This window comes from Henriciella barbarensis, assembly GCF_003576345.1.
Classification (GTDB): domain Bacteria; phylum Pseudomonadota; class Alphaproteobacteria; order Caulobacterales; family Hyphomonadaceae; genus Henriciella; species Henriciella barbarensis.
In genome coordinates, this window is the sequence record NZ_QWGB01000009.1 from 164635 (window position 1) to 183339 (window position 18705).

The window sequence follows — 18705 nt, forward strand, 5'->3', positions numbered from 1 at the left end:
CCGATGGGCGTGCAAGTCAGTGAGCGAAGCCTGCGATACCTGCCGTAGCGCAAGGCCTGCCTAGCCGCGCCAGAACCGGGAGGTCATCAGTGTAAAGACGGCAACGAACTCAAGCCGTCCGAGCAACATGGTCGTGAGGCAGATCCACTTGGCCGCGGTTGGTATGTTCTGGAATGTGGAGGAGGGGCCAATTTCAGGGCCAAGACCCGGGCCGACATTGGATACGCTGGTCGCCGCGCCGGAAATTGCCGAGAGGGGGTCCATGCCTGTGAGCGAGAGGAGGACGGCCGCGACGACGAAAGTCGCGAGGTACAGGAACACGAAGACCATGACCGACTGAAGTGTGTCGGAGGACACGACGCGCCCGGCATAGCGTACGCGCACGATCCGGTTCGGACGGACGATTTGCGCGGCGTATGCGGCAACCGCCTTGAAGCTGATTTCCAGCCTGAACATCTTGATGCCGCAGGCTGCGGACCCGGCGCAGCCGCCAAGAAATGTCGCGGCCAGAAAGATGACTGTTACAGGGCTGCCCCAGGTGTCATAGGGAGCCGAGGCGTATCCGGTGCCTGTCATTATCGAGATGATGTTGAACAGCGCCTGCCTGAAGCCGTGGAAGACATGATCGAATATCGGCGGGTCAACGACGGCTTCATGCCAGATTACGATGACTAGCGCGAACAGAATTGCGAGCCAGAAATAGAGCCTTGGCTGGGGGTCCGACGCAAAGGGGCGCCAGCGCCCATGCAGGATGAGCAGGGTGAGCAGGCTGAATGGCAAGCCTGCGACGAACATGAAAAAGGTCGCTGCATAGGCGGCAGGCGTGTCACTGAAATAGCCGAATGAGGCATCGTGGGTGGAATACCCGCCTGCCGACATTGTCGTCATGGAGTGGGCGATGGCATCAAACGCGCTCATGCCGCAGGCGGCGTATGCGATCGCGCAGATTGCGGAGATGAGCAGGTAGACAATACCCGTTTGGGCGGTGATTTCGGTGATACGGGGCAGGAATTTGCCTGACACATCCGAGCTCTCGATCTGGAAGAGCTGCATGCCGCCAACGCGCAGCATGGGCAGGATCACGATCGCGGTCACGATGATGCCGATACCGCCGATCCATTGCAGGATAGCCCGCCAGAGAAGGATGCCGCGCGGCGTGGAGTCCAGTCCCGTCATGACTGTTGCGCCAGTCGTAGTCAGGCCCGACACTGCCTCGAACATGGAGTCTGTAAACCTCATGCCGTAGCTGATAAAGGGAATGGTCGCGATCAGCGGCAGGGCAATCCAGATCACCACGGTCAAGAGGAAAGCCTCACGGGCGCCTGTAGACGGTGGCGCGCCGCCGGCCAGCACGGCAAGACCTGCGCCGATCAGAATGCTGACCGCGGACGATACCAGGAAGATGGGCCATTGGTCAGAACTGTCCGCAATGTCCAGCACGGCTGAAGGGATCATTGCTGCGCCCAACAGGGCAACCATGATGCCGATGGCAAATATGACAGCTCGAATCTGCATCCTTGAGAGCCTCTAGCACCGAACCGGGGCCTAGGTCGCCAAATTCTTCAGGCCGTCAGTACCCACCTCGGAAGGCCGCCGCTTTTCCCTGACAAAACGCAGGCCACCGGCGAAAAAATGCAGGGGGTTTAATGCGCGTTATTAACCCTTTGTAAATCAGTCACTTATTGCCTGCAAAGGGCTCTCACCTGTTTTGGCGCTAATCCTTGTTCTCCTATATTCTCTCTATGTTCTTGTTCTGGTCGCTTGTGAAATAGCCGAATCACCAGCCTCGCCCATTGGTGCCCTAGCCTCCCCATGTTATCCCAAACTTGATCATGATAATCCCACACAGGTGTGGGTCCGGGTTGAAGGGATAGTGGCTGGTGTTCGTTTCCACCTATGAAACTGCGCTTGATGCGAAGGGGCGGGTGTCTGTGCCCGCATCCTTCCGCGCAGCGCTGGGTGGTGGATCGCGTCTCTTCCTGTGGCCCGCTATGGATGGATCGGGATGTCTTGAAGGCGGCGGCGACGAACTGATGGCTCTCTATCGGCAGACTCTCGCTCGTATGGCGCCAACTGATCCGCATCGCCGGGCTTTCATGCATGCCATCTTCACCAAGTCCGCCGATCTCAAGATGGACGATACCGGCCGTATCACGCTGCCAGGACATCTGCTGGAGGCGGCTGGAATCACGAAGAAACTCGTCTTCGCGGGGGCATTTGACCGCTTCCACATCTGGGAGCCGTCGCGCTTTCAGGCATTCGATGAGAAGATGGCGCAGGCCGCGCTTGAAAATCAGGGTGCGCTTGATGAGCCTTTCCAGAAGGCCATGGCATCGGGCAACCTGCCAGGTGTCGGCTCGGCCGGCACGGGAGGTCTCTGATGGGACATGTGCCGGTTCTTCTGAAAGAGGTCGTCGACGGTCTCGCGCCCAAGGATGGCGACGTCATTGTCGATGGGACACTTGGCGGCGGCGGCTATGCCCGCGCCATCCTCGATGCAGCAAAATGCCATGTCGTTGGCATCGACCGTGACGAGACGGCGATTGACCGCGCCAACGGGTCTGCCGATTATGGTGGGCGCCTCACACCCCTGCTCGGATGCTTCGGCGATATGGCGACGCTGCTGCCTGCTGCCGGCTATGAGGCGGTAGACGGGATCACGCTCGACCTTGGGGTCTCGTCTTTTCAGCTTGATGAAGCAGAGCGCGGCTTTTCATTTATGCGCGATGGGCCGCTCGACATGCGTATGGGCGGCGATGGTCCCTCGGCGGCTGACGTGGTGAACACGCTGCCTGAAAAGGCGCTCGCCGACATCATTTTCCGGCTCGGCGACGAAAAGCAGTCGCGCCGGATTGCAAAGTCGATTTCCGCGCGCCGTCTTAAGGCTCCGTTCACCACAACACTCGATCTTGCCGGCCACATAGAAGATGCAATGGGCGGGCGCCGGGGCGCGCGGACGCATCCAGCGACCAGGTCATTTCAGGCGATCAGGATGTTCGTCAATGATGAGCTGGGAGAGCTCGCAAGAGCTCTGGATGCCTGCGAGGCACTGATGAGGCCAGGAGGCCGGCTAGCCATTGTGACTTTCCACTCGTTGGAGGACAGGATGGTCAAGCAGTTCCTGAAGGAGAGGGCTGGCCAGACGGGCGGTGGCTCTCGCTATCTGCCCGCGCCAGAGGCTGGTCGCGCGCCAAGTTTCAATCTGATCCAGAGAAAAGCGATTGAGCCGGGTGAGGCCGAGACGCAGGTCAATCCGCGTGCCCGGTCTGCAAAGCTGCGTCTTGCGTTGCGTACCGACGCGCCAGCCTGGGGAGAGCCGGTCGATACCGGTCTCAATCTTCCGCATCTTGATGACGTGGAGGTCTCATCATGAGTCGCCGCGCATTCATGGTCGGTCTTGGTGTTATCGCGCTCCTCATCTTCAGCCTCTATCGGGCGAAGTACGGGGCGGCAGACAGCGCAGAGCGTATCGCCGGTGTCGAGGCAGAGATCGAGCGCGCTATCGATGAGCGTCAGATCCTGCTTGGGGAGCTCAGCACGCTGTCACGCGAGGACTGGGTCGAGGATTATGCTCGCAATGAGCTAGGCATGGTGCCGCCGCGTGCCGAACAGTTCGTGCGCGCAGAAGACCTTCCGCATATCTTCGGTGCTGTCGACGATGCGCGCGAGATCAGCCTTGCTGAAGGCGGCTCGCAGGGAGTGCGCCATGACTGATCGGCTAGCTGCTGGCGAAGTTGAGGGCTCTGCCCTGCGCGCTCGGCTGGTGTCGCTGGCGCTTTGCGTAGGCTTCCTGGCTGTGACCATGAAGGCCGGGTTTGTCGCGCTTGCCGGGCCTTCTGGACAAGAAGGTGTGTCGACGGCCTTTGAGGAGCCTGTCCGCCGCGCCGACATTGTGGACCGGAACGGCGTGCTGCTCGCCACCTCGGTGAATGTCTATTCCCTGTTTGCCGATCCGCGTGCCATCTGGGAGCCGGAAGTTGTTGCTGCCGGTCTGGTCAGCGTCTTTCCAGAGCTGAATGTCGACACGCTGACGCGCCGCCTTTCCGACAATGAGCGCGCATTCGTGTGGATCAAGCGCGGTCTTACGCCTCGTCAGCACAAGGCCGTGTTCGACCTCAACCTTGAAGGCCTCGGCTTTCGTGAGGAGAGCCGCCGGGTCTATCCGCGCAAAACGCTGGCAGGTCACGTGCTTGGCTATGCTGGCACGGATGGGCAAGGACTCGCTGGCGTTGAATATGCCCTCGACGCGGAGCTCGCAGACGGTGGGCAGCCGCTGCGCCTCACCATCGACTCCAGCGTTCAGCACATGCTCGAATCCGAGCTCTCAACCGCAGCAACCGAGTACGATATCGAAGGGGGCGCGGGCGTCGTGCTCAATGCGCGCAATGGCGAAGTGCTCGGCCTTGCGAGCTGGCCGCCTATCGACCCGAACCGCGCGCACACACTGGCCAGCGATGACGCGGCGCGTACCAATCGCGCTGTCAATTCGGTCTACGAGCTTGGCTCAGTCTTCAAGCCGATCACGATTGCGGCCGGGATAGATACCGGCGCGATCCGGCCATCCGACCATTTCGATGTCGAAGAGCCCATTGTTATCGCGGGGCGCCGGATCAGGGACACGCACCGCATTCCAGGTCCGATTTCACCGGCGAAGATCGTATCCGAGAGCTCGAATATCGGCACCGTAAAAGTCGCCCTGATGCTGGGGGCGCGCCGCCAGCAGGACATTCTGGAAAACCTCGGCCTGTTTGAGCGCTCTCCCGTAGAGCTTGCTGGAAGCGCCGATCCGATCCTTCCATCGCGCTTCGATGATATTCACGCCGCAACGGTCAGTTATGGTCATGGTATCGCGGTCTCCCCGATGGCGTTTGCGGGCGCGTTTTCGATGTTCGCCAATAATGGTGAAGTGGTCGAGCCGACCATCCTCGCTAACCGGAATACAGAACGCGAAGTGCGCCGTGTCATCTCTGCGCCCACAGCATCCCTGACCACACAGATGCTCCGCGAAGCCGTGGTCGATGGTACGGGCGCGCAGGCTGAAGTTGCCGGCTACCGCGTGGCGGGCAAGACGGGAACGGCAGAAAAGCCAGTCGCCGGCGGGTATGCGCGCAATGCGAACATTGCCTCGTTTGCTTCAGTGTTTCCCTCTGACAGTCCTGAATATGTCGTATTGATCGTGCTTGACTCCCCCAAGGCAGATGTCGGGCGCGGACGCACGGCGGCCTGGAATGCTGCGCCGACGGCGGGGCGGGTGATCAACCGGATTGCCCCTTCACTCGGCGTGGAGCCGAGCTTTGATAATTACGGTCCGTATGACAGCCCGCTCGTTCGCTCCGTTGCAGAGAGAAGGAGTACACTGTGAACCTCGCCGCCTTGTTTCCCGGAAAGAATTTGCCCGCGACTGTCGAGGTCAGCGGGCTGACGGCTGATAGCCGAAAGGTCGCGCAAGGTTTCGTCTTTGCTGCCCTGAAAGGTGTCGCCGCAGACGGCCGCCAGTTCATCCCGCAGGCGCTTGAAAACGGCGCCGTTGCGATTATCGGTCACGATCTGCCGGATTTGGGTGATGCGGTGGCGATTGAAGTTGAAGAGCCGCGCCTGGCGCTTGCGACCGCTTCGGCCGCCTTCTATGCGCGTCAGCCTCAGCACGTCGTTGCCGTGACAGGCACGAATGGGAAAAGCTCGACCGTCGATTTTCTCCGTCAGATCTGGGAAAGCGCAGGGATCACCGCAGCCTCCATGGGAACGCTTGGCGCGATCGGCCCAAACGGCCACATCGACCTGGGGCACACCACGCCGGACCCGGTCGCCATTCACGCGACACTTGCAAGGCTTGCAGATGAGGGTGTCACCCATTGCGCGATGGAGGCCTCGTCCCACGGGCTCGTTCAATACAGGCTGGATGCCGTCAAACTCGCGGCGGCCGCGTTCACGAACCTCACCCAGGACCATCTCGACTATCATTCGGACATGGATGAGTACCGCGCGGCAAAGATGCGGCTCTTCTCCGATCTGCTGCCCGCGGGCGCACCGGCCGTCATCAATGCTGACAGCGCTGAGCGCGGTGCGTTCGAGGCGGGCGCTAAGACGCATGGTCTGAAGCCGCTTTCGGTGGGCTGGCGCGGCGATGATCTCAAGATCGCCGAGCTGATGCCGAAGGCGACCGGTCAGACGCTGTTTCTGAAGTGGTGCGGCGAGGAAACCGAGGTCGAGCTTCCGCTGATTGGTGAGTTCCAGGCGCTAAATGCCCTCACGGCTGCCGGGCTTGCGCTCTCGCTGGGTGCGACGCTGGCTGATGTGAAGAAGGGCCTCTCCGGTCTGAAGCCAGTAAAAGGCCGGCTCGAATTTATTGGCGAAACGTCCGACGGCGCAGGCGTCTTTGTCGATTATGCTCACACGCCTGATGGTCTCGATACGCTTATCCGCGCCGCCCGTCCTCACACGGCGGGCCGTCTGTTCGTGATCTTTGGATGCGGCGGTGACCGCGACCGCAAGAAGCGTCCAATCATGGGCGAGGTGGCTGTGAAGCAGGCAGATGTCGTTATCGTTACCGACGACAATCCCCGCTCTGAAGATGCAGCAGAGATCCGCAAAGCGGTCCTCGCGGGTGCCAAGGGCGCGCTGGAAATCGCTGATCGCGGCGAAGCCATCCAGCATGCTGTCGCGCAACTGCAGGCGGGTGATACGCTTCTCATCGCTGGCAAGGGGCATGAAACCGGCCAGATTGTTGGCGACAAGGTTTTTCCCTTCTCCGATCAGGACACCGCGCTTGCGGCGCTGGAGGTGCGCAAGTGATGGCACGCCCGCTCTGGACTTCTGATGAAATTGCCGAGGCAACCGGCGGACGCGTTACTGGCGCCTTCGAAACGAATGGTGTGTCCATCGATACGCGCTCGCTTGAGGAAGGTGACCTCTTCATCGCGCTGAAAGATGTTCGCGACGGACATGAGTTCGTCCCGGCCGCCTTCGAAGCTGGGGCAAGTGCTGCGCTGGTCAGCCGCGAAGTCGAAGGCGCTTCAGGGCCGCTGATCATTGTCGATGACGTCATGGCGGCACTGGAGGCGCTCGGTCTTTATGCGCGAGAACGTGCGAAAGACGCTGTGCGCATTGCAGTGACCGGCTCTGTCGGCAAGACCAGCGTCAAGGAAATGATCGCCCGCATCCACCGCGGCGCCGGTAAGGCGCACTGGTCGGTCAAAAGCTTCAACAATCACTGGGGCGTGCCGCTCACCCTGGCGCGCATGCCAGCGGATACAGAGTACGCCGTTTTCGAGATCGGCATGTCGACACCGGGCGAGATCGCGCCCCGGTCCAGAATGGTCGCGCCGCACGTCAGCGTCATCACGAAGATCGCGCCAGCGCATCTTGAGGGGCTTGGCTCCATTGAGGGTGTCGCGCGTGAAAAGTCCGATATCGCCGCTGGACTGATAGAGCCGGATGGCATTGTGGTGCTGCCAGCTGAAGACGAGTTGCTCCCCGTTCTGGTCGACCGCGTCCGTGAGCTGAAGCCGGATGCCGCGATCGCGCTGTTCGGCCGCGAGGGTGCGGGCGCCGGTCTGGACTGGATCGCCAATCAAGCCGGGCGCTCGTGGGTTTGCTTATATACCAGCGCGAGCGGCATGAGCCGGATCGCGCTGGATACGCTAGCCTGCAAGCTGGATGTCGACGTAAATGCCGTCGGTGAACACTGGGCAGATAATGTCGCGTGCGCTTTGCTGGCTGTGGGGCTGAACAGTTCTATCAACCTCTCCAAAGCAGCGCTCGACCTGTCCGGCTATGCGCCGCCCGCAGGCCGGGGCACGGCGGAGCGGCTGGTTCTGCCCGGCGGCGGAGAGTTCGTCCTTGTTGACGATGCCTACAATGCCAACCCGGAATCCATGCGAGCAGCGCTCTCAAGCTTTGCTTCAAGGGAGGGGGCGCGCCATCTCGTGGCGCTTGGCGAAATGCTTGAAGTCGGTGAAACGTCGCAAAAAGAACACAGCGCGCTTTCTAAACCGGTGATTGATAGCGGCGCAGTGACTGCTTTCCTCGCAGGCGACGGCATGCGGCCTCTGCAGGCGAGCATCGAATCACAGATAGAATCACATTGGGCAGAGAAAGCTGATGCCCTCGAAGAGCTGGTGAAAAACTCTGTTCAGGACGGTGATATCCTCTTGATTAAAGGCTCGAATGCCTCCGGGATGGGCAGGCTCGCAGACAGGTTGCGCCAGTGGAGCAAGACCGCAGACGGGCAGGTGATGGATAGCGGCCCGGAGCGGGCTGCAGGGGGTCGCGATGCTGTATGAGCTGCTGGCCGCAGACGACGGGTTCTTTCGTCTTTTCAACTACACGACGTTCCGCACAGGCGGTGCGATCGTTACCGCATTCCTGTTCTCGGTGCTGTGCGGGGACTGGGTTATCAGCCAGTTGCGCCAGCGTCAGGGCAAGGGTCAGCCGATCCGCGATCTCTCGCTGCAGGCTCAGCTCGAAAAGCGCGGTACGCCGACGATGGGCGGCTTCCTGATCTGGATCGGTCTGCTGGTCGCGACGCTTCTCTGGGCCGATCTCAGCAACCCCTATATCTGGACCGTCCTCTTCGTGACGGTCGCGTTCGCCTTTCTCGGCTTCCTCGATGACTATGCGAAAGTTACCAAGCAGACGGATGCGGGCGTCTCGGCGCAGGTCCGCCTGATGGTGGAGTTTATCGTCGCCGCACTGGCGGGTGCATTCATCATGGGGCTGCACGGGGCGAACACGCCGCTTGGCCATGCTGAATGGGGGCCACTTAACGGCCTCGCCGAACTTATCGCTGCGCTCGCCCCGCCGACCTCGCTCGAGCCGAATGATCAGAGCTTCTCTGGCGGCGTCGCCGTGCCTTTCGTGAACGACTACTTCATCCCGCTCGGCGGCTTCTTTATCATCTTCGCCATGGTCGTCATTGTGGGCTCCGCCAATGCGGTGAATTTCACCGATGGGCTGGACGGTCTCGCCATCGTGCCGGTAATCTTCGCTGGCGGCTCCTACGCCCTCATCGCCTACCTTACCGGCAACATCATCTTCGCCGATTATCTGGGTATCCAGTTTACGCCCGGCGCGGGTGAGATGAGCGTTTTGCTTGGCGCCATGATTGGCGCAGGCATGGGCTTTCTCTGGTTCAATGCCTTTCCGGCGACCGTCTTCATGGGCGACACGGGTTCGCTTGGTCTCGGCGGCCTGATCGGCGTGGTCGCGGTTGCGGTGAAACATGAGTTCGCGCTGGCTATCATTGGGGGCCTCTTCGTCATCGAAGCGCTCTCGGTGATGATCCAGGTAGGCTGGTTCAAGATCACCAAACGCCTGACCGGCACGGGCAAGCGCGTCTTCCTGATGGCGCCGTTGCACCACCACTTCCAGAAGGAAAACTGGCCGGAGACCAAGGTCGTCGTCCGTTTCTGGATCCTGTCGGTCCTCTTCGCCCTTGCGGGTCTTGCCACGCTGAAGCTGAGGTAGCCCGCACCACATGATCGCTATTACCGAATATGCTGGAAGAGATGTTGCGGTGTACGGCCTTGGCCGGACAGGCCTTGCGGCTGCGCGCGCTCTGAAAGCCGGTAAGGCGAAAGTTCACGCCTGGGATGACAACGAAGCCTCGCGCGCCAAAGCAGAGGCCGAAGGCATTCCGATCTCCGACCTCAATAAACGCGACTGGCAAAGTTTCGCCGCGCTTGTCCTTTCCCCCGGAATACCGCTGACGCACCCACAGCCACACCGTCTGGTGCGTCTTGCGGAGATGACGAACGTCCCGGTTGTCGGCGATATGGAGCTTTTCGCGCGCGCCGTTCAGTCGCTGCCCGAACGAGGCCGCCCGAAGATCATCGGCATTACGGGCACCAACGGTAAATCGACGACAACGGCGCTCATCGGTCACATCCTGAAGGAATGCGGGCTGGATGTGCATGTTGGCGGCAATATCGGCACCGGCGTTCTTGATCTGCCGGCCCTGTCGGCCAACGGATATTATGTTCTCGAGCTCTCATCCTATCAACTCGACCTGACCAAGAGCCTGCGTTGCGACGTGTCGGTGCTGCTCAACATGTCGCCGGACCATCTTGATCGTCACGGCGGCATGGACGGCTATGTGGCTGCGAAGAAGCGTATCTTCCGCAATCAGGGGGCGGGCGATACCGCGATTATCGGTTTCGATGACAAGTATGCACAAGCGATCGCAATGAGCCTCGCCCAGGGCGGTGAGATGCGCCTCGCACGGATTTCCTCCGAGTTTGCTTTGGGGCGCGGTGTCAGCGCAATTGATGGCAAGCTCTTCGACAGTCTCGCGAACAATGCGGTCCGTGTCGGGGACCTTGCGGATTCAGCAACGCTTCCCGGGCGCCATAACTGGCAGAATGCGGCCGCCGCCTACGCCGCTTGCCGCGCACTTGGTCTTGATCCCGGTCGTATCTTCGCCGCTATCTTGACTTTCCCGGGCCTTGCTCACCGGATGGAGCAGGTCGGAGAGATTGATGGCGTGCGCTTCGTCAACGATTCCAAGGCGACCAATGCGCAAGCCGCAGAACAGGCGCTTCGCGCCTATCCGCGCGTCTACTGGATCGCCGGCGGTCAGGCAAAGGCTGGCGGGATCGAGCCGCTGATGCCCCTCATGGACCGCGTTGCGAAAGCCTACTTTGTGGGTGAGGCAGCTGATGATTTTGCGCGCACGCTCGATGGCAAAGCCTCCCATGAGACGTGTGGCACGCTGGACAAGGCGGTCGCGCGCGCGCTGGAGGACGCCAAGGCTTCAGGCGAAGAAAACCCGATCATTCTTCTGTCACCGGCTTGTGCCAGCTTCGACCAGTTCAAGGATTTCGAAGCGCGCGGCGACGCCTTTCGAGAGGCAGTCGAGACGCTTGGCGGCGACGCCCTGCGCCCGGTGATGCGAGAATCGGCATGACGGTCTCGGTCGGTAGCACGGTGATCGTTCCGCGCTCCGAGCGGTCGATCATCACCGAATGGCGCCTCAGTGTGGACTGGCGCATCATGGCGGCATCTTTCACGCTGCTCGGCCTTGGCCTGATGCTGTCGCTGGCGGCTGGGCCGCCAGCAGCTGAGCGCCTCGGCTTCTCAGACCCGTACCACTTCGTCAAACGCCACTGCATCTACGCGGCGGGCGCTTCGGTCGTCCTGATCGGCTCGAGCATGCTGACACGCGTCTGGGTGCGCAGGCTTTCCGCACTGGCATTCGCGGTGTCTCTGGTTCTCCTGGCGGCCATCATGCTGGTCGGCCACGAGGCGAAAGGCGCAGAGCGCTGGGTCAGCATTGGTGGCTTCACGCTCCAGCCATCGGAATTCGTGAAGCCGGTGCTGATCGTACTGATCGGATGGCTTCTGGCGCAACGCCGCCTGTTCCCGGATGGCCCTTGGGCGGTTGTTGCGCTCGTTTTCTATGTCGTCGTACTGGGCCTGTTGCTGCTTCAGCCTGACGTCGGTCAGTCGGCACTGATTACAGCTGCCTTCATCGCGACCTTCTTCGTGTCCGGTCTTCCATGGCGCTGGGCGGCGGCCTTTTTTACTGGCGGTGTGACCCTCAGTGGCGCGCTCTATGCGCTGCTCCCCCACGTCCGCTACCGGGTGAACAGCTTCATCAATCCGTCCGAATATGACACCTACCAGATCGACAAGGCATCGGAGGCGATCTCTCGCGGCGGCCTGCTTGGCGCTGGGCCGGGGGAGGGGACGGTAAAGTCCAGCCTGCCGGACGCCCATACAGACTTCATCTATGCCGTGCTTGGCGAAGAATTCGGCTATGTCGCTGCGCTGCTTGTGATCGGCCTTTACGGGTATATCTGCTGGCGCGGCCTTCGCGCTGCATCGCGCGTGCACGACCCCTATCCACGTGCAGCCGCTTCCGGCCTCTTCACGCTGTTCGCCTTGCAGGCGGCGATCAATATCGCCGTGAACGTCAGCCTCATTCCACCGAAAGGCATGACGCTGCCTTTCATCTCCTATGGCGGCTCATCCATGCTGGGGATAGCGCTGACACTCGGTCTCGCGCTCGCCTTGATCCGCCGCCAGAGCCTTGGAAACCGGGAAAGATATGGCTGAGAAACCCCTCGTTATTATCGCGGCTGGCGGAACGGGTGGGCACATGTTCCCGGCTGCCGCCTTTGCTGAAGAGATGCGATCTCGCGGCTGGCAGGTCGGCCTGATCAGCGATGCGCGCGGGCTCTCTTATGCGGGCAGTTTCCCGGCTGACTGGAAGGAAGAAGTCGCCGCCGCCAGTCCAAACCTCCGCAAGTTCTGGACGCTGCCGTCCGCTGTCCTGAAAATCTGGCGCGGCATCGGCCGGGCGAACCGCCTAATGAAGTCGAGCAAGCCGGCGCTTGTTGCGGGCTTCGGCGGTTATCCCGCCTTTCCGGCCTTAAGCGCCGCGCGCCGGTGCAAGGTGCCCATCATTATCCATGAGCAAAATGCGGTGCTCGGCAGGGTAAACCGGCAGTTCGCTTCCAAGGCTACCTTTGTCGCGTCCGGCTTTCCCCGCCTCGACAAGCTTCCGGCCGGTGTACGTCATGAGCCAGTCGGCAACCCGGTCCGCGCGCCGATTGCGGCCATGCGCGATGCGCCATTCCCGCCGACCAGCGGCGACCTCACTATCTTCATCACAGGTGGCAGCCAGGGCGCCCGCATCCTTGGCCAGATCATCCCGCTCGCCATCGCGTTTCATACGCCCGCACCGCTTCGCGCGCGCCTGAACATCGTCCAACAGGTGCGCGAAGAGCAACTCGATGAGGTCCGCGCCATCTATGAAGAGGTCGGCCTTCGCCACGAGTTGCGTCCCTTCTTTGCCGATATGCCGGACCGCCTCGCCGCCGCGCACCTGATCATCGCGCGTTCCGGCGCGGGCACGGTCAGCGAGATTTCAGCCGTCGGACGCCCGTCCATTCTTATCCCGCTCAAGATCGCGATGGATGATCACCAGGCCGCAAATGCCGAAGCCCTCGTCGATGTGGATGCCGCCGATGTGATCCTCGAGGACAATCTTTACCCGAACCTCCTTGGTGAGCTCATCAAGGTGCGGCTGGAGAATGGCGAAGAGCTGAAGGCACGCGCTATGCGGGCGAGGGAAGCTGGCACGATCACTGCGGCGCAGGACCTTGCGGACCTTGCGATAGAGGCGGCCCAGCGCTGAGTTCTTCCAGACTGATTGCCCCTAAATCGCCGCGTCACAGCCATCTCAGCATGCTCGCGCTTGCCTAGTCTGGCCTCCACACGTTACTGCGGAGGACCTCATTCCATGCCCTATGAAGTCAGAACATTCATGCCAAACAAACCTTCGCCCTTTGATCTCGGTCCGGCTCACCTTGTAGGCATAGGCGGCATAGGCATGTCGGGCATCGCCGAAATCATGATCAATCTTGGCTACAAGGTTCAGGGCTCTGACGTGAAAGAGAGCGCTAACGTCGAACGCCTTCGGTCCAAGGGCGCGACTGTCCATATCGGCCACAAACCACAGAATGTGATCGGAGCAGGGGCCGTTATAATTTCCTCCGCGATCAAGTCCGATAACCTTGAAGTCGTCGCCGCTCGCGAGTCCGGCATTCCGGTGGTGCGCCGCGCAGACATGCTGGCAGAGATCATCCGCCTGAAATGGACCGTTGCTGTTGCTGGCACGCACGGCAAGACCACGACGACGACCATGGTCGCCGCGCTCCTCGATGGCGCCGGCATCGACCCGACTGTTATCAATGGCGGTATCATCAATGCCTATGGCTCCAATGCCAAGGCGGGCAATGGCGACTGGATCGTGCTTGAGGCCGATGAAAGCGACGGCACTTTCACCAAGCTGCGTCCGACCATCGCCATCGTTACCAATATGGACCCCGAACATATGGAGCATTACGGCTCCATGCAGGCGCTGCGGGATGCCTTCGACACTTATGTGAAGAACATTCCTTTCTACGGGTTTGGCGTCCTCTGCACCGATCATCCAGAAGTCTCATCCATGGTGGCTCGTGTCTCTGACCGGCGCATTCTGACCTATGGGTTCAACCGCCAGGCCGATGTGCGCGCGACCAACCTTGCCTCCGACCCGGACGGCGTCACTTTCGATGTCGTCCTGCGTGAGCGGCTCGGGATCGGAGTGTCCTCGATCGAAGGTGTTCGACTTCCGATGGCGGGCGACCACAATGTTTCCAACGCGCTTGCATCGATCACTGTCGCGCTGGAGCTTGGCGCAACGCCGGACCAGATCCGCACCAGCTTCAGGAATTTCGGCGGCGTGAAACGGCGCTTCACCCCTGCCGGTGAATGGAACGGTGTCCGCATCATTGACGATTACGGCCATCACCCGGTCGAGATTGCAGCCGTCCTGAAGGCTGCCCGCGCCATGCAGGGCGACAATCGCGTCATCGCTGTCGCCCAGCCGCATCGCTATTCGCGCCTGCACGATCTCTTCAAGGATTTCTCTGGCTGCTTCCAGGATGCTGACATTGCCCTGATCGCACCGGTCTATGCGGCTGGTGAAGACCCGATTGAAGGGGCCAGCCATGAATCGCTTGTCCGTGCGATTAATGAGAATGGCCACGCAGACGCACGCCCCATGGATGCGCTCGATAGCCTGCCTGCCACCATTCGTGAAATCGCACGCCCCGGTGACCTCGTCGTCTGCCTCGGCGCGGGCGATATCACGACCCACGCAAATGCACTTGCCGGAAAGCTGGCCGAATAGATGACAGACTGGCGCGATGACCTGCCCGACGTGCGCGGCAAGTTGCTGCTGGATCAGCCGCTGGCGCCGTACACCTGGTTCCGCGTGGGCGGCCCGGCCGACGCGCTTTTCCTGCCGAAGGATGAGGACGACCTCGCCGCATTCCTGAAAGCGCTGCCCGAGGAGGTGCCCGTCCACTTCATGGGCGTGGCCTCGAACTCCATCATTCGCGATGGCGGCATTGAGGGCGTTACCATCCGCCTCATGGGTGGCTATTGGGGAAGTGTTGAACCGACCGGCTCGCATTCCCTCTTTGCGCGCGCGGGCGCTCTCGATCTAGCTGTCGCAAAGGCCTCGGCAAAGCATGGTATTTCAGGACTTACCTTCCTGTCTGGCATCCCCGGCTCCATCGGCGGCGCGGTGCGCACCAATGCTGGCTGTTATGGCCGAGAGCTGAAAGACGTCGCCAACCAGATCGAAGGTATCACGCGCTCTGGTGAGAAAGTCCGGTTCGAAGCCGAGATCGCCCAGTATGGTGACCCGAAGATCGACTTCTCCTACCGCCATTCCAATTTTCCGGACGATGTCATCGTGACCGGCATCCTGCTCACCGGGTCCGGCGATGGGGACCCCGACGCGCTGCAGGCCGAGATCGCCGACCATCAGGCCCGGCGCGCAGAGACACAGCCCATCAAGGACAAGACGGGCGGCTCTACGTTCGCGAATCCCGACCCGCCCGGCACGCCAGATGCGCGTTCAAGCTGGAAGCTGGTCGATGCCGCCGGTTGCCGCGGCCTCCGGGTCGGCGGCGCGCAGGTCTCCGAGAAGCACTGCAACTTCCTCATCAACACGGAAGACGCGACAGCTGCCGATATTGAAGCACTGGGCGAGCTGGTGCGCGCCCGCGTGCTGGATGTAACCGGGGTGGACCTCCGATGGGAAATCCGCCGTATCGGCCGCATCCAGACGAAGGTCTAGAAGGTCCCCCGCAGTGATACGGTCAGAATGGGGCCCGCGCTCCAGCTTCTGTCTTCACTGAGCAGAAGGCCGCCATCGCGCCGGGGCGTATAGACCTGCCGCGTGAACTGCTCGTCGCCATCGGTCATGTTGAACCACTCGACCTTCCCGGTCATGCCGAAGATGTCTTTATGCTCGACATAGAGGAAGGTGTAGATCGGCCGGAGCTCAAACAGCTGGCGCTCGTCAAGCCGTACGAAGGGCGCATTATCGTAGCGCTCCCCGCCGAAGCCGAGCGCCCAGTCGGTCTTCGGGATGTCGTAGCGAAGCTCAAAGAAGCCGCCCAGCATCAGGTCATCATTGATGCGGCGCGTCTCGCCCGTTAGCGGATCGTCCAGTTCGGACTGGCGCACCTCAAGCTCATATTCCAGCTGAAGGCCCTCAACTCCTACAGGTGCGAATTTGAACGTGCCATTGGTTGCGATGCCATAGCGCGTGGCCTGATCCAGATTGCCTGGGCCTTCTGCATTCGGGCCAAAGGGGACGCGATCTACAATGTCCTCGATGGCCTCGTAGTAAACCTTCATCGTGTGGGCACCGGAGGCCCCGAAATCGCGGTCGAAGGAGACCTCGCCTTTCCAGCTCTGCTGTGGAACGATGTCCGGATTGCCCTGGCTTCCATTGCCAGCATTGACGTTCACCGATGAGATAAAGTCGAAGAAGTTGAGCTGGCCCACCTCGCGCGCGGCTCGCGCATTGATTGTAAGGCGCTCATTCACCGACCATGCAGCGGAGACAAACCCCTTGGGGCGCGTGAAACTGCGTGTCTGGGCGGCGCCGCCGGACTGGCTGAGTTCGGAATACTCCATGCCGAACGAGGCTTGCACCGACAGATCTCCGGTAAGCTTGCGGCCATGCGTGATCGACGCGTCGAGACGTTTCTCCTCGACCCGCGAATTGGCATTGGTCAGCACAATGGGGACTAGCGCGCCTGAGGCATCGAGCGCCTGTAGGTCGGCTTCGGCTTCGAGGAAGTTAAAGGCAGCTTCACCTGCAATCTGCCAGTCCACCGTCTCGCTCGGGGCCCAGCTATACTCACCGCGCAGGATGCTCTCGCCCTCATCAACAGTCTGCTCGAAGATCGAACGTTCGCTGAGTGTGCCGTCTGTCTCAGTCGTCCGGACTGTTGAAATGAAAGGGCTGTGTTCAAAGCGCCAGAGAGCGATCGTCTTGAGGCGGCCTGGGCCGAGGTCGAACCCATAGTCGCCGCTGACCTCGCTATTCCATTCGTCTTCGGAATTCGCGAATTGGCGAATGCTCGGCTGTCCGGTGACCGGAAAACGGTTGGACGTCTCCCGCGCATCGATCTGGAAAATGTTGTACTCCGCATTGAGATTACCCACCGCTCCATCGAGCGGGGTCCATTCTAGTGCCCCAGAGACGCCCGCACTGTTTCCAATATTGGTGACGCGCTCGTCTCTCGTCTCGATCAGTTTGCGGTTGCCGTCGCGGACAAACTCCGGCCCTGAGGCGCCGCCCCGTATTGGCTCGCTCGTCAAGCCGAGCGTCCAGCCTACCGCATGCTGCTGGCCGGTCACCGATACAGTGCCGCCATGATAATAGGGAGGCAGATTATCGCGGAACCGCGCCCGCCAGTCCCAGGTGCCCGAGATACCATTCACCTTGGCCGTGATGTTTGCCACCTGACCGGACAGGCCGGGTACGTTCACCGTCGCGCCATCGACAATCTCGATCTTCTCGACATTCGTGGCTGGGATGCGCGCCAGTGCATCGCGGGATGTCAGCGACTTGCTTGCAATGCGCCGTCCATTGATCAGCACATTGCCGTCAGCCTGGCCGAGGCCGCGCTCTGACAGGTCGCCATTGCGGATGGAGAAGCCAGGAATACGCGTTACCATGTCGAGCGCGGTGTTCGGCGAGTACTGCTCGAAGTCGGACAGAGTATAAGTTCGTGCTGCCTGCTCTTGTGTATTGGCCGACGGCGTCTGGGCGTGGCCTGAATAGCAGGCAAGCATCATCGTTCCCGCAAGCAGGTGGGGTTTGAGTTTCATGGAGGCGTTTCCGTTAGCTCTACGCTTGTTATTATCGAATGTCGCGTATCATATACTGTTTATCGATACAACTACATTTGTAGTCATGCGAAACGCGCCACGGCGCAACTTACGTATCTGTAATGCGGGACTACACGTCAGTTCGGACCCGTGCTGCCTTCCATTTCCTCATGGACCTGGCCCCAGGCGAGGATTGCAAACAGGCCGGCACCGCCGATGATGTTACCGATGAGTGCTGGCAACAGGTTCACGCCGATCAGTTTCAGGGCGCCTTGTTCGCCGGAGAGCGCGACCATGAAGAGCTCAGCCGAACCCACGACGACATGAGCGAAATCGCCCAGTGCGATAAGATAGGTGAAAAACAGGATCACCCAGAATTCGCTGCCTTCAGAGCTTGGCATCATCCAGACCAGTGCAGCGATCAGGAAGCCGGCGGGCAGGGCGCGTACGAATGTCTCGCCAGCCCCCCACCCGGCAACATGCAGGCTCAGCTCAAGGCTAATGCCATAGGTCTCCTGCGAAATGGCGCCAGCAAAAGTCCAGAAAATAGCGGCCATGAAAGTGCCAGTCATATTGGCGAGGAAAACGGTACTCCACAGCCGTGATGTGCCCAGGATGGTGCGCCTGCATGGATCGGCGAGCGTCGGCAGAACCGCAGTGACCGTGTTCTCGGTAAAAAGCTGCAGCCGGCTCAGCATAACGAGCAGGAAGCCCGCCGCGTAGCCGAAATTCTCGACCAGCGGGCGCCAGTCCGTGTCAGGCAGGTGCTGGCGAAGGAAAGCCTCCATGATGAGTGACATGGAGATTGCGAGACCGGCCGCGATACCTGACCACCAGATGGAGCTTTGCGGACGCGAGAGTTCTGCGCGGCCTTCCTGCCTGATGATTTCATAGACGATACGCGATTTCAGCCGGGTCAGCGTTGCCGCCTGCTCGCGCTCTTCTTCTGTAATGTGGTTTTCTTCGGCGTGTTCCTGGGCGGGAGTGTTCTGTCCGGACATGGGGTCCGAACGCGCCAGA

General features: G+C 61.0%; 15 protein-coding genes. 12 read left to right on the forward strand and 3 right to left on the reverse strand.

Going from position 1 to position 18705, the window contains the following annotated elements; all coding sequences use genetic code 11:
• Window positions 1-60: 60 nt before the first annotated feature.
• The gene (locus D1224_RS13860; RefSeq protein WP_233350557.1) at window positions 61-1515 is read right to left on the reverse strand and encodes a TrkH family potassium uptake protein; all 1455 of its coding nucleotides are present in this window, start codon (window positions 1513-1515) and stop codon (window positions 61-63) included.
• Between the two features lie 365 nt (window positions 1516-1880).
• On the opposite strand from D1224_RS13860, the gene D1224_RS13865 reads away from it, so the two are divergent.
• The 12 genes from D1224_RS13865 (at window position 1881) to murB (ending at window position 15634) form a co-directional block, all read left to right on the forward strand.
• The gene (locus D1224_RS13865; protein ID WP_119380548.1) at window positions 1881-2381 is read left to right on the forward strand and encodes a division/cell wall cluster transcriptional repressor MraZ; all 501 of its coding nucleotides are present in this window, start codon (window positions 1881-1883) and stop codon (window positions 2379-2381) included.
• Window positions 2381-3373, forward strand: a complete 993-nt coding sequence (gene rsmH / locus D1224_RS13870) for a 16S rRNA (cytosine(1402)-N(4))-methyltransferase RsmH (RefSeq protein WP_119380549.1) — start codon at window positions 2381-2383, stop codon at window positions 3371-3373. Before D1224_RS13865 ends, rsmH begins: the two co-directional genes overlap by 1 nt.
• The gene (locus tag D1224_RS13875; RefSeq protein ID WP_119380550.1) at window positions 3370-3714 is read left to right on the forward strand and encodes a septum formation initiator family protein; all 345 of its coding nucleotides are present in this window, start codon (window positions 3370-3372) and stop codon (window positions 3712-3714) included. Before rsmH ends, D1224_RS13875 begins: the two co-directional genes overlap by 4 nt.
• Complete coding sequence (locus D1224_RS13880; protein ID WP_119380551.1) at window positions 3707-5362, forward strand: peptidoglycan D,D-transpeptidase FtsI family protein; 1656 nt, start codon at window positions 3707-3709, stop codon at window positions 5360-5362. The genes D1224_RS13875 and D1224_RS13880 overlap by 8 nt, the downstream gene beginning before the upstream one ends.
• Window positions 5359-6792, forward strand: coding sequence for a UDP-N-acetylmuramoyl-L-alanyl-D-glutamate--2,6-diaminopimelate ligase (locus D1224_RS13885; RefSeq protein ID WP_119380552.1), 1434 nt, complete (start codon window positions 5359-5361; stop codon window positions 6790-6792). The genes D1224_RS13880 and D1224_RS13885 overlap by 4 nt, the downstream gene beginning before the upstream one ends.
• Window positions 6792-8282: a UDP-N-acetylmuramoyl-tripeptide--D-alanyl-D-alanine ligase gene (locus D1224_RS13890; RefSeq protein ID WP_119380553.1), complete on the forward strand. Its 1491-nt coding sequence runs from the start codon at window positions 6792-6794 to the stop codon at window positions 8280-8282. Before D1224_RS13885 ends, D1224_RS13890 begins: the two co-directional genes overlap by 1 nt.
• Window positions 8272-9465 carry a phospho-N-acetylmuramoyl-pentapeptide-transferase gene (gene mraY / locus D1224_RS13895; RefSeq protein ID WP_119380554.1) on the forward strand — a complete coding sequence of 398 codons (1194 nt, stop codon included), beginning with the start codon at window positions 8272-8274 and terminating at the stop codon, window positions 9463-9465. The genes D1224_RS13890 and mraY overlap by 11 nt, the downstream gene beginning before the upstream one ends.
• A 10-nt stretch (window positions 9466-9475) precedes the next feature.
• On the forward strand, window positions 9476-10903 hold the full coding sequence (murD, locus tag D1224_RS13900; RefSeq protein WP_119380555.1) for a UDP-N-acetylmuramoyl-L-alanine--D-glutamate ligase: 1428 nt from the start codon (window positions 9476-9478) through the stop codon (window positions 10901-10903).
• On the forward strand, window positions 10900-12054 hold the full coding sequence (locus tag D1224_RS13905; RefSeq protein ID WP_119380556.1) for an FtsW/RodA/SpoVE family cell cycle protein: 1155 nt from the start codon (window positions 10900-10902) through the stop codon (window positions 12052-12054). The genes murD and D1224_RS13905 overlap by 4 nt, the downstream gene beginning before the upstream one ends.
• Window positions 12047-13138 (forward strand): undecaprenyldiphospho-muramoylpentapeptide beta-N-acetylglucosaminyltransferase, encoded by a 1092-nt coding sequence (gene murG, locus D1224_RS13910; protein ID WP_119380557.1) that lies wholly within the window; start codon window positions 12047-12049, stop codon window positions 13136-13138. The genes D1224_RS13905 and murG overlap by 8 nt, the downstream gene beginning before the upstream one ends.
• Window positions 13139-13243: 105 nt before the next feature.
• Window positions 13244-14677 carry a UDP-N-acetylmuramate--L-alanine ligase gene (gene murC, locus D1224_RS13915; protein ID WP_119380558.1) on the forward strand — a complete coding sequence of 478 codons (1434 nt, stop codon included), beginning with the start codon at window positions 13244-13246 and terminating at the stop codon, window positions 14675-14677.
• A complete protein-coding gene (gene murB, locus D1224_RS13920) occupies window positions 14678-15634 on the forward strand; it encodes a UDP-N-acetylmuramate dehydrogenase (RefSeq protein ID WP_119380559.1) in 957 nt (318 codons plus the stop codon).
• Here the strand turns inward: murB and D1224_RS13925 are convergent.
• Together D1224_RS13925 and D1224_RS13930 are read right to left on the reverse strand one after the other, a co-directional pair.
• Entirely contained in the window at window positions 15631-17685 is a 2055-nt protein-coding gene (locus D1224_RS13925; RefSeq protein WP_119380560.1) for a TonB-dependent receptor plug domain-containing protein, read from the reverse strand. The genes murB and D1224_RS13925 overlap by 4 nt on opposite strands.
• 137 nt (window positions 17686-17822) lie before the next feature.
• Window positions 17823-18686 (reverse strand): formate/nitrite transporter family protein, encoded by an 864-nt coding sequence (locus D1224_RS13930; RefSeq protein ID WP_119380561.1) that lies wholly within the window; start codon window positions 18684-18686, stop codon window positions 17823-17825.
• Window positions 18687-18705 lie beyond the last annotated feature (19 nt).

What these genes read in the sequence shown, in the direction of transcription:
- D1224_RS13860 (WP_233350557.1), bottom strand. Translation starts at nt 1,515, where the DNA reads ATGCAGATTCGAGCTGTCATATTTGCCATCGGCATCATGGTTGCCCTG.
- rsmH (WP_119380549.1), top strand. Translation starts at nt 2,381, where the DNA reads ATGGGACATGTGCCGGTTCTTCTGAAAGAGGTCGTCGACGGTCTCGCG.
- D1224_RS13875 (WP_119380550.1), top strand. Translation starts at nt 3,370, where the DNA reads ATGAGTCGCCGCGCATTCATGGTCGGTCTTGGTGTTATCGCGCTCCTC.
- D1224_RS13880 (WP_119380551.1), top strand. Translation starts at nt 3,707, where the DNA reads ATGACTGATCGGCTAGCTGCTGGCGAAGTTGAGGGCTCTGCCCTGCGC.
- D1224_RS13890 (WP_119380553.1), top strand. Translation starts at nt 6,792, where the DNA reads ATGGCACGCCCGCTCTGGACTTCTGATGAAATTGCCGAGGCAACCGGC.
- mraY (WP_119380554.1), top strand. Translation starts at nt 8,272, where the DNA reads ATGCTGTATGAGCTGCTGGCCGCAGACGACGGGTTCTTTCGTCTTTTC.
- murD (WP_119380555.1), top strand. Translation starts at nt 9,476, where the DNA reads ATGATCGCTATTACCGAATATGCTGGAAGAGATGTTGCGGTGTACGGC.
- D1224_RS13905 (WP_119380556.1), top strand. Translation starts at nt 10,900, where the DNA reads ATGACGGTCTCGGTCGGTAGCACGGTGATCGTTCCGCGCTCCGAGCGG.
- murG (WP_119380557.1), top strand. Translation starts at nt 12,047, where the DNA reads ATGGCTGAGAAACCCCTCGTTATTATCGCGGCTGGCGGAACGGGTGGG.
- murC (WP_119380558.1), top strand. Translation starts at nt 13,244, where the DNA reads ATGCCCTATGAAGTCAGAACATTCATGCCAAACAAACCTTCGCCCTTT.
- murB (WP_119380559.1), top strand. Translation starts at nt 14,678, where the DNA reads ATGACAGACTGGCGCGATGACCTGCCCGACGTGCGCGGCAAGTTGCTG.
- D1224_RS13925 (WP_119380560.1), bottom strand. Translation starts at nt 17,685, where the DNA reads ATGAAACTCAAACCCCACCTGCTTGCGGGAACGATGATGCTTGCCTGC.
- D1224_RS13930 (WP_119380561.1), bottom strand. Translation starts at nt 18,686, where the DNA reads ATGTCCGGACAGAACACTCCCGCCCAGGAACACGCCGAAGAAAACCAC.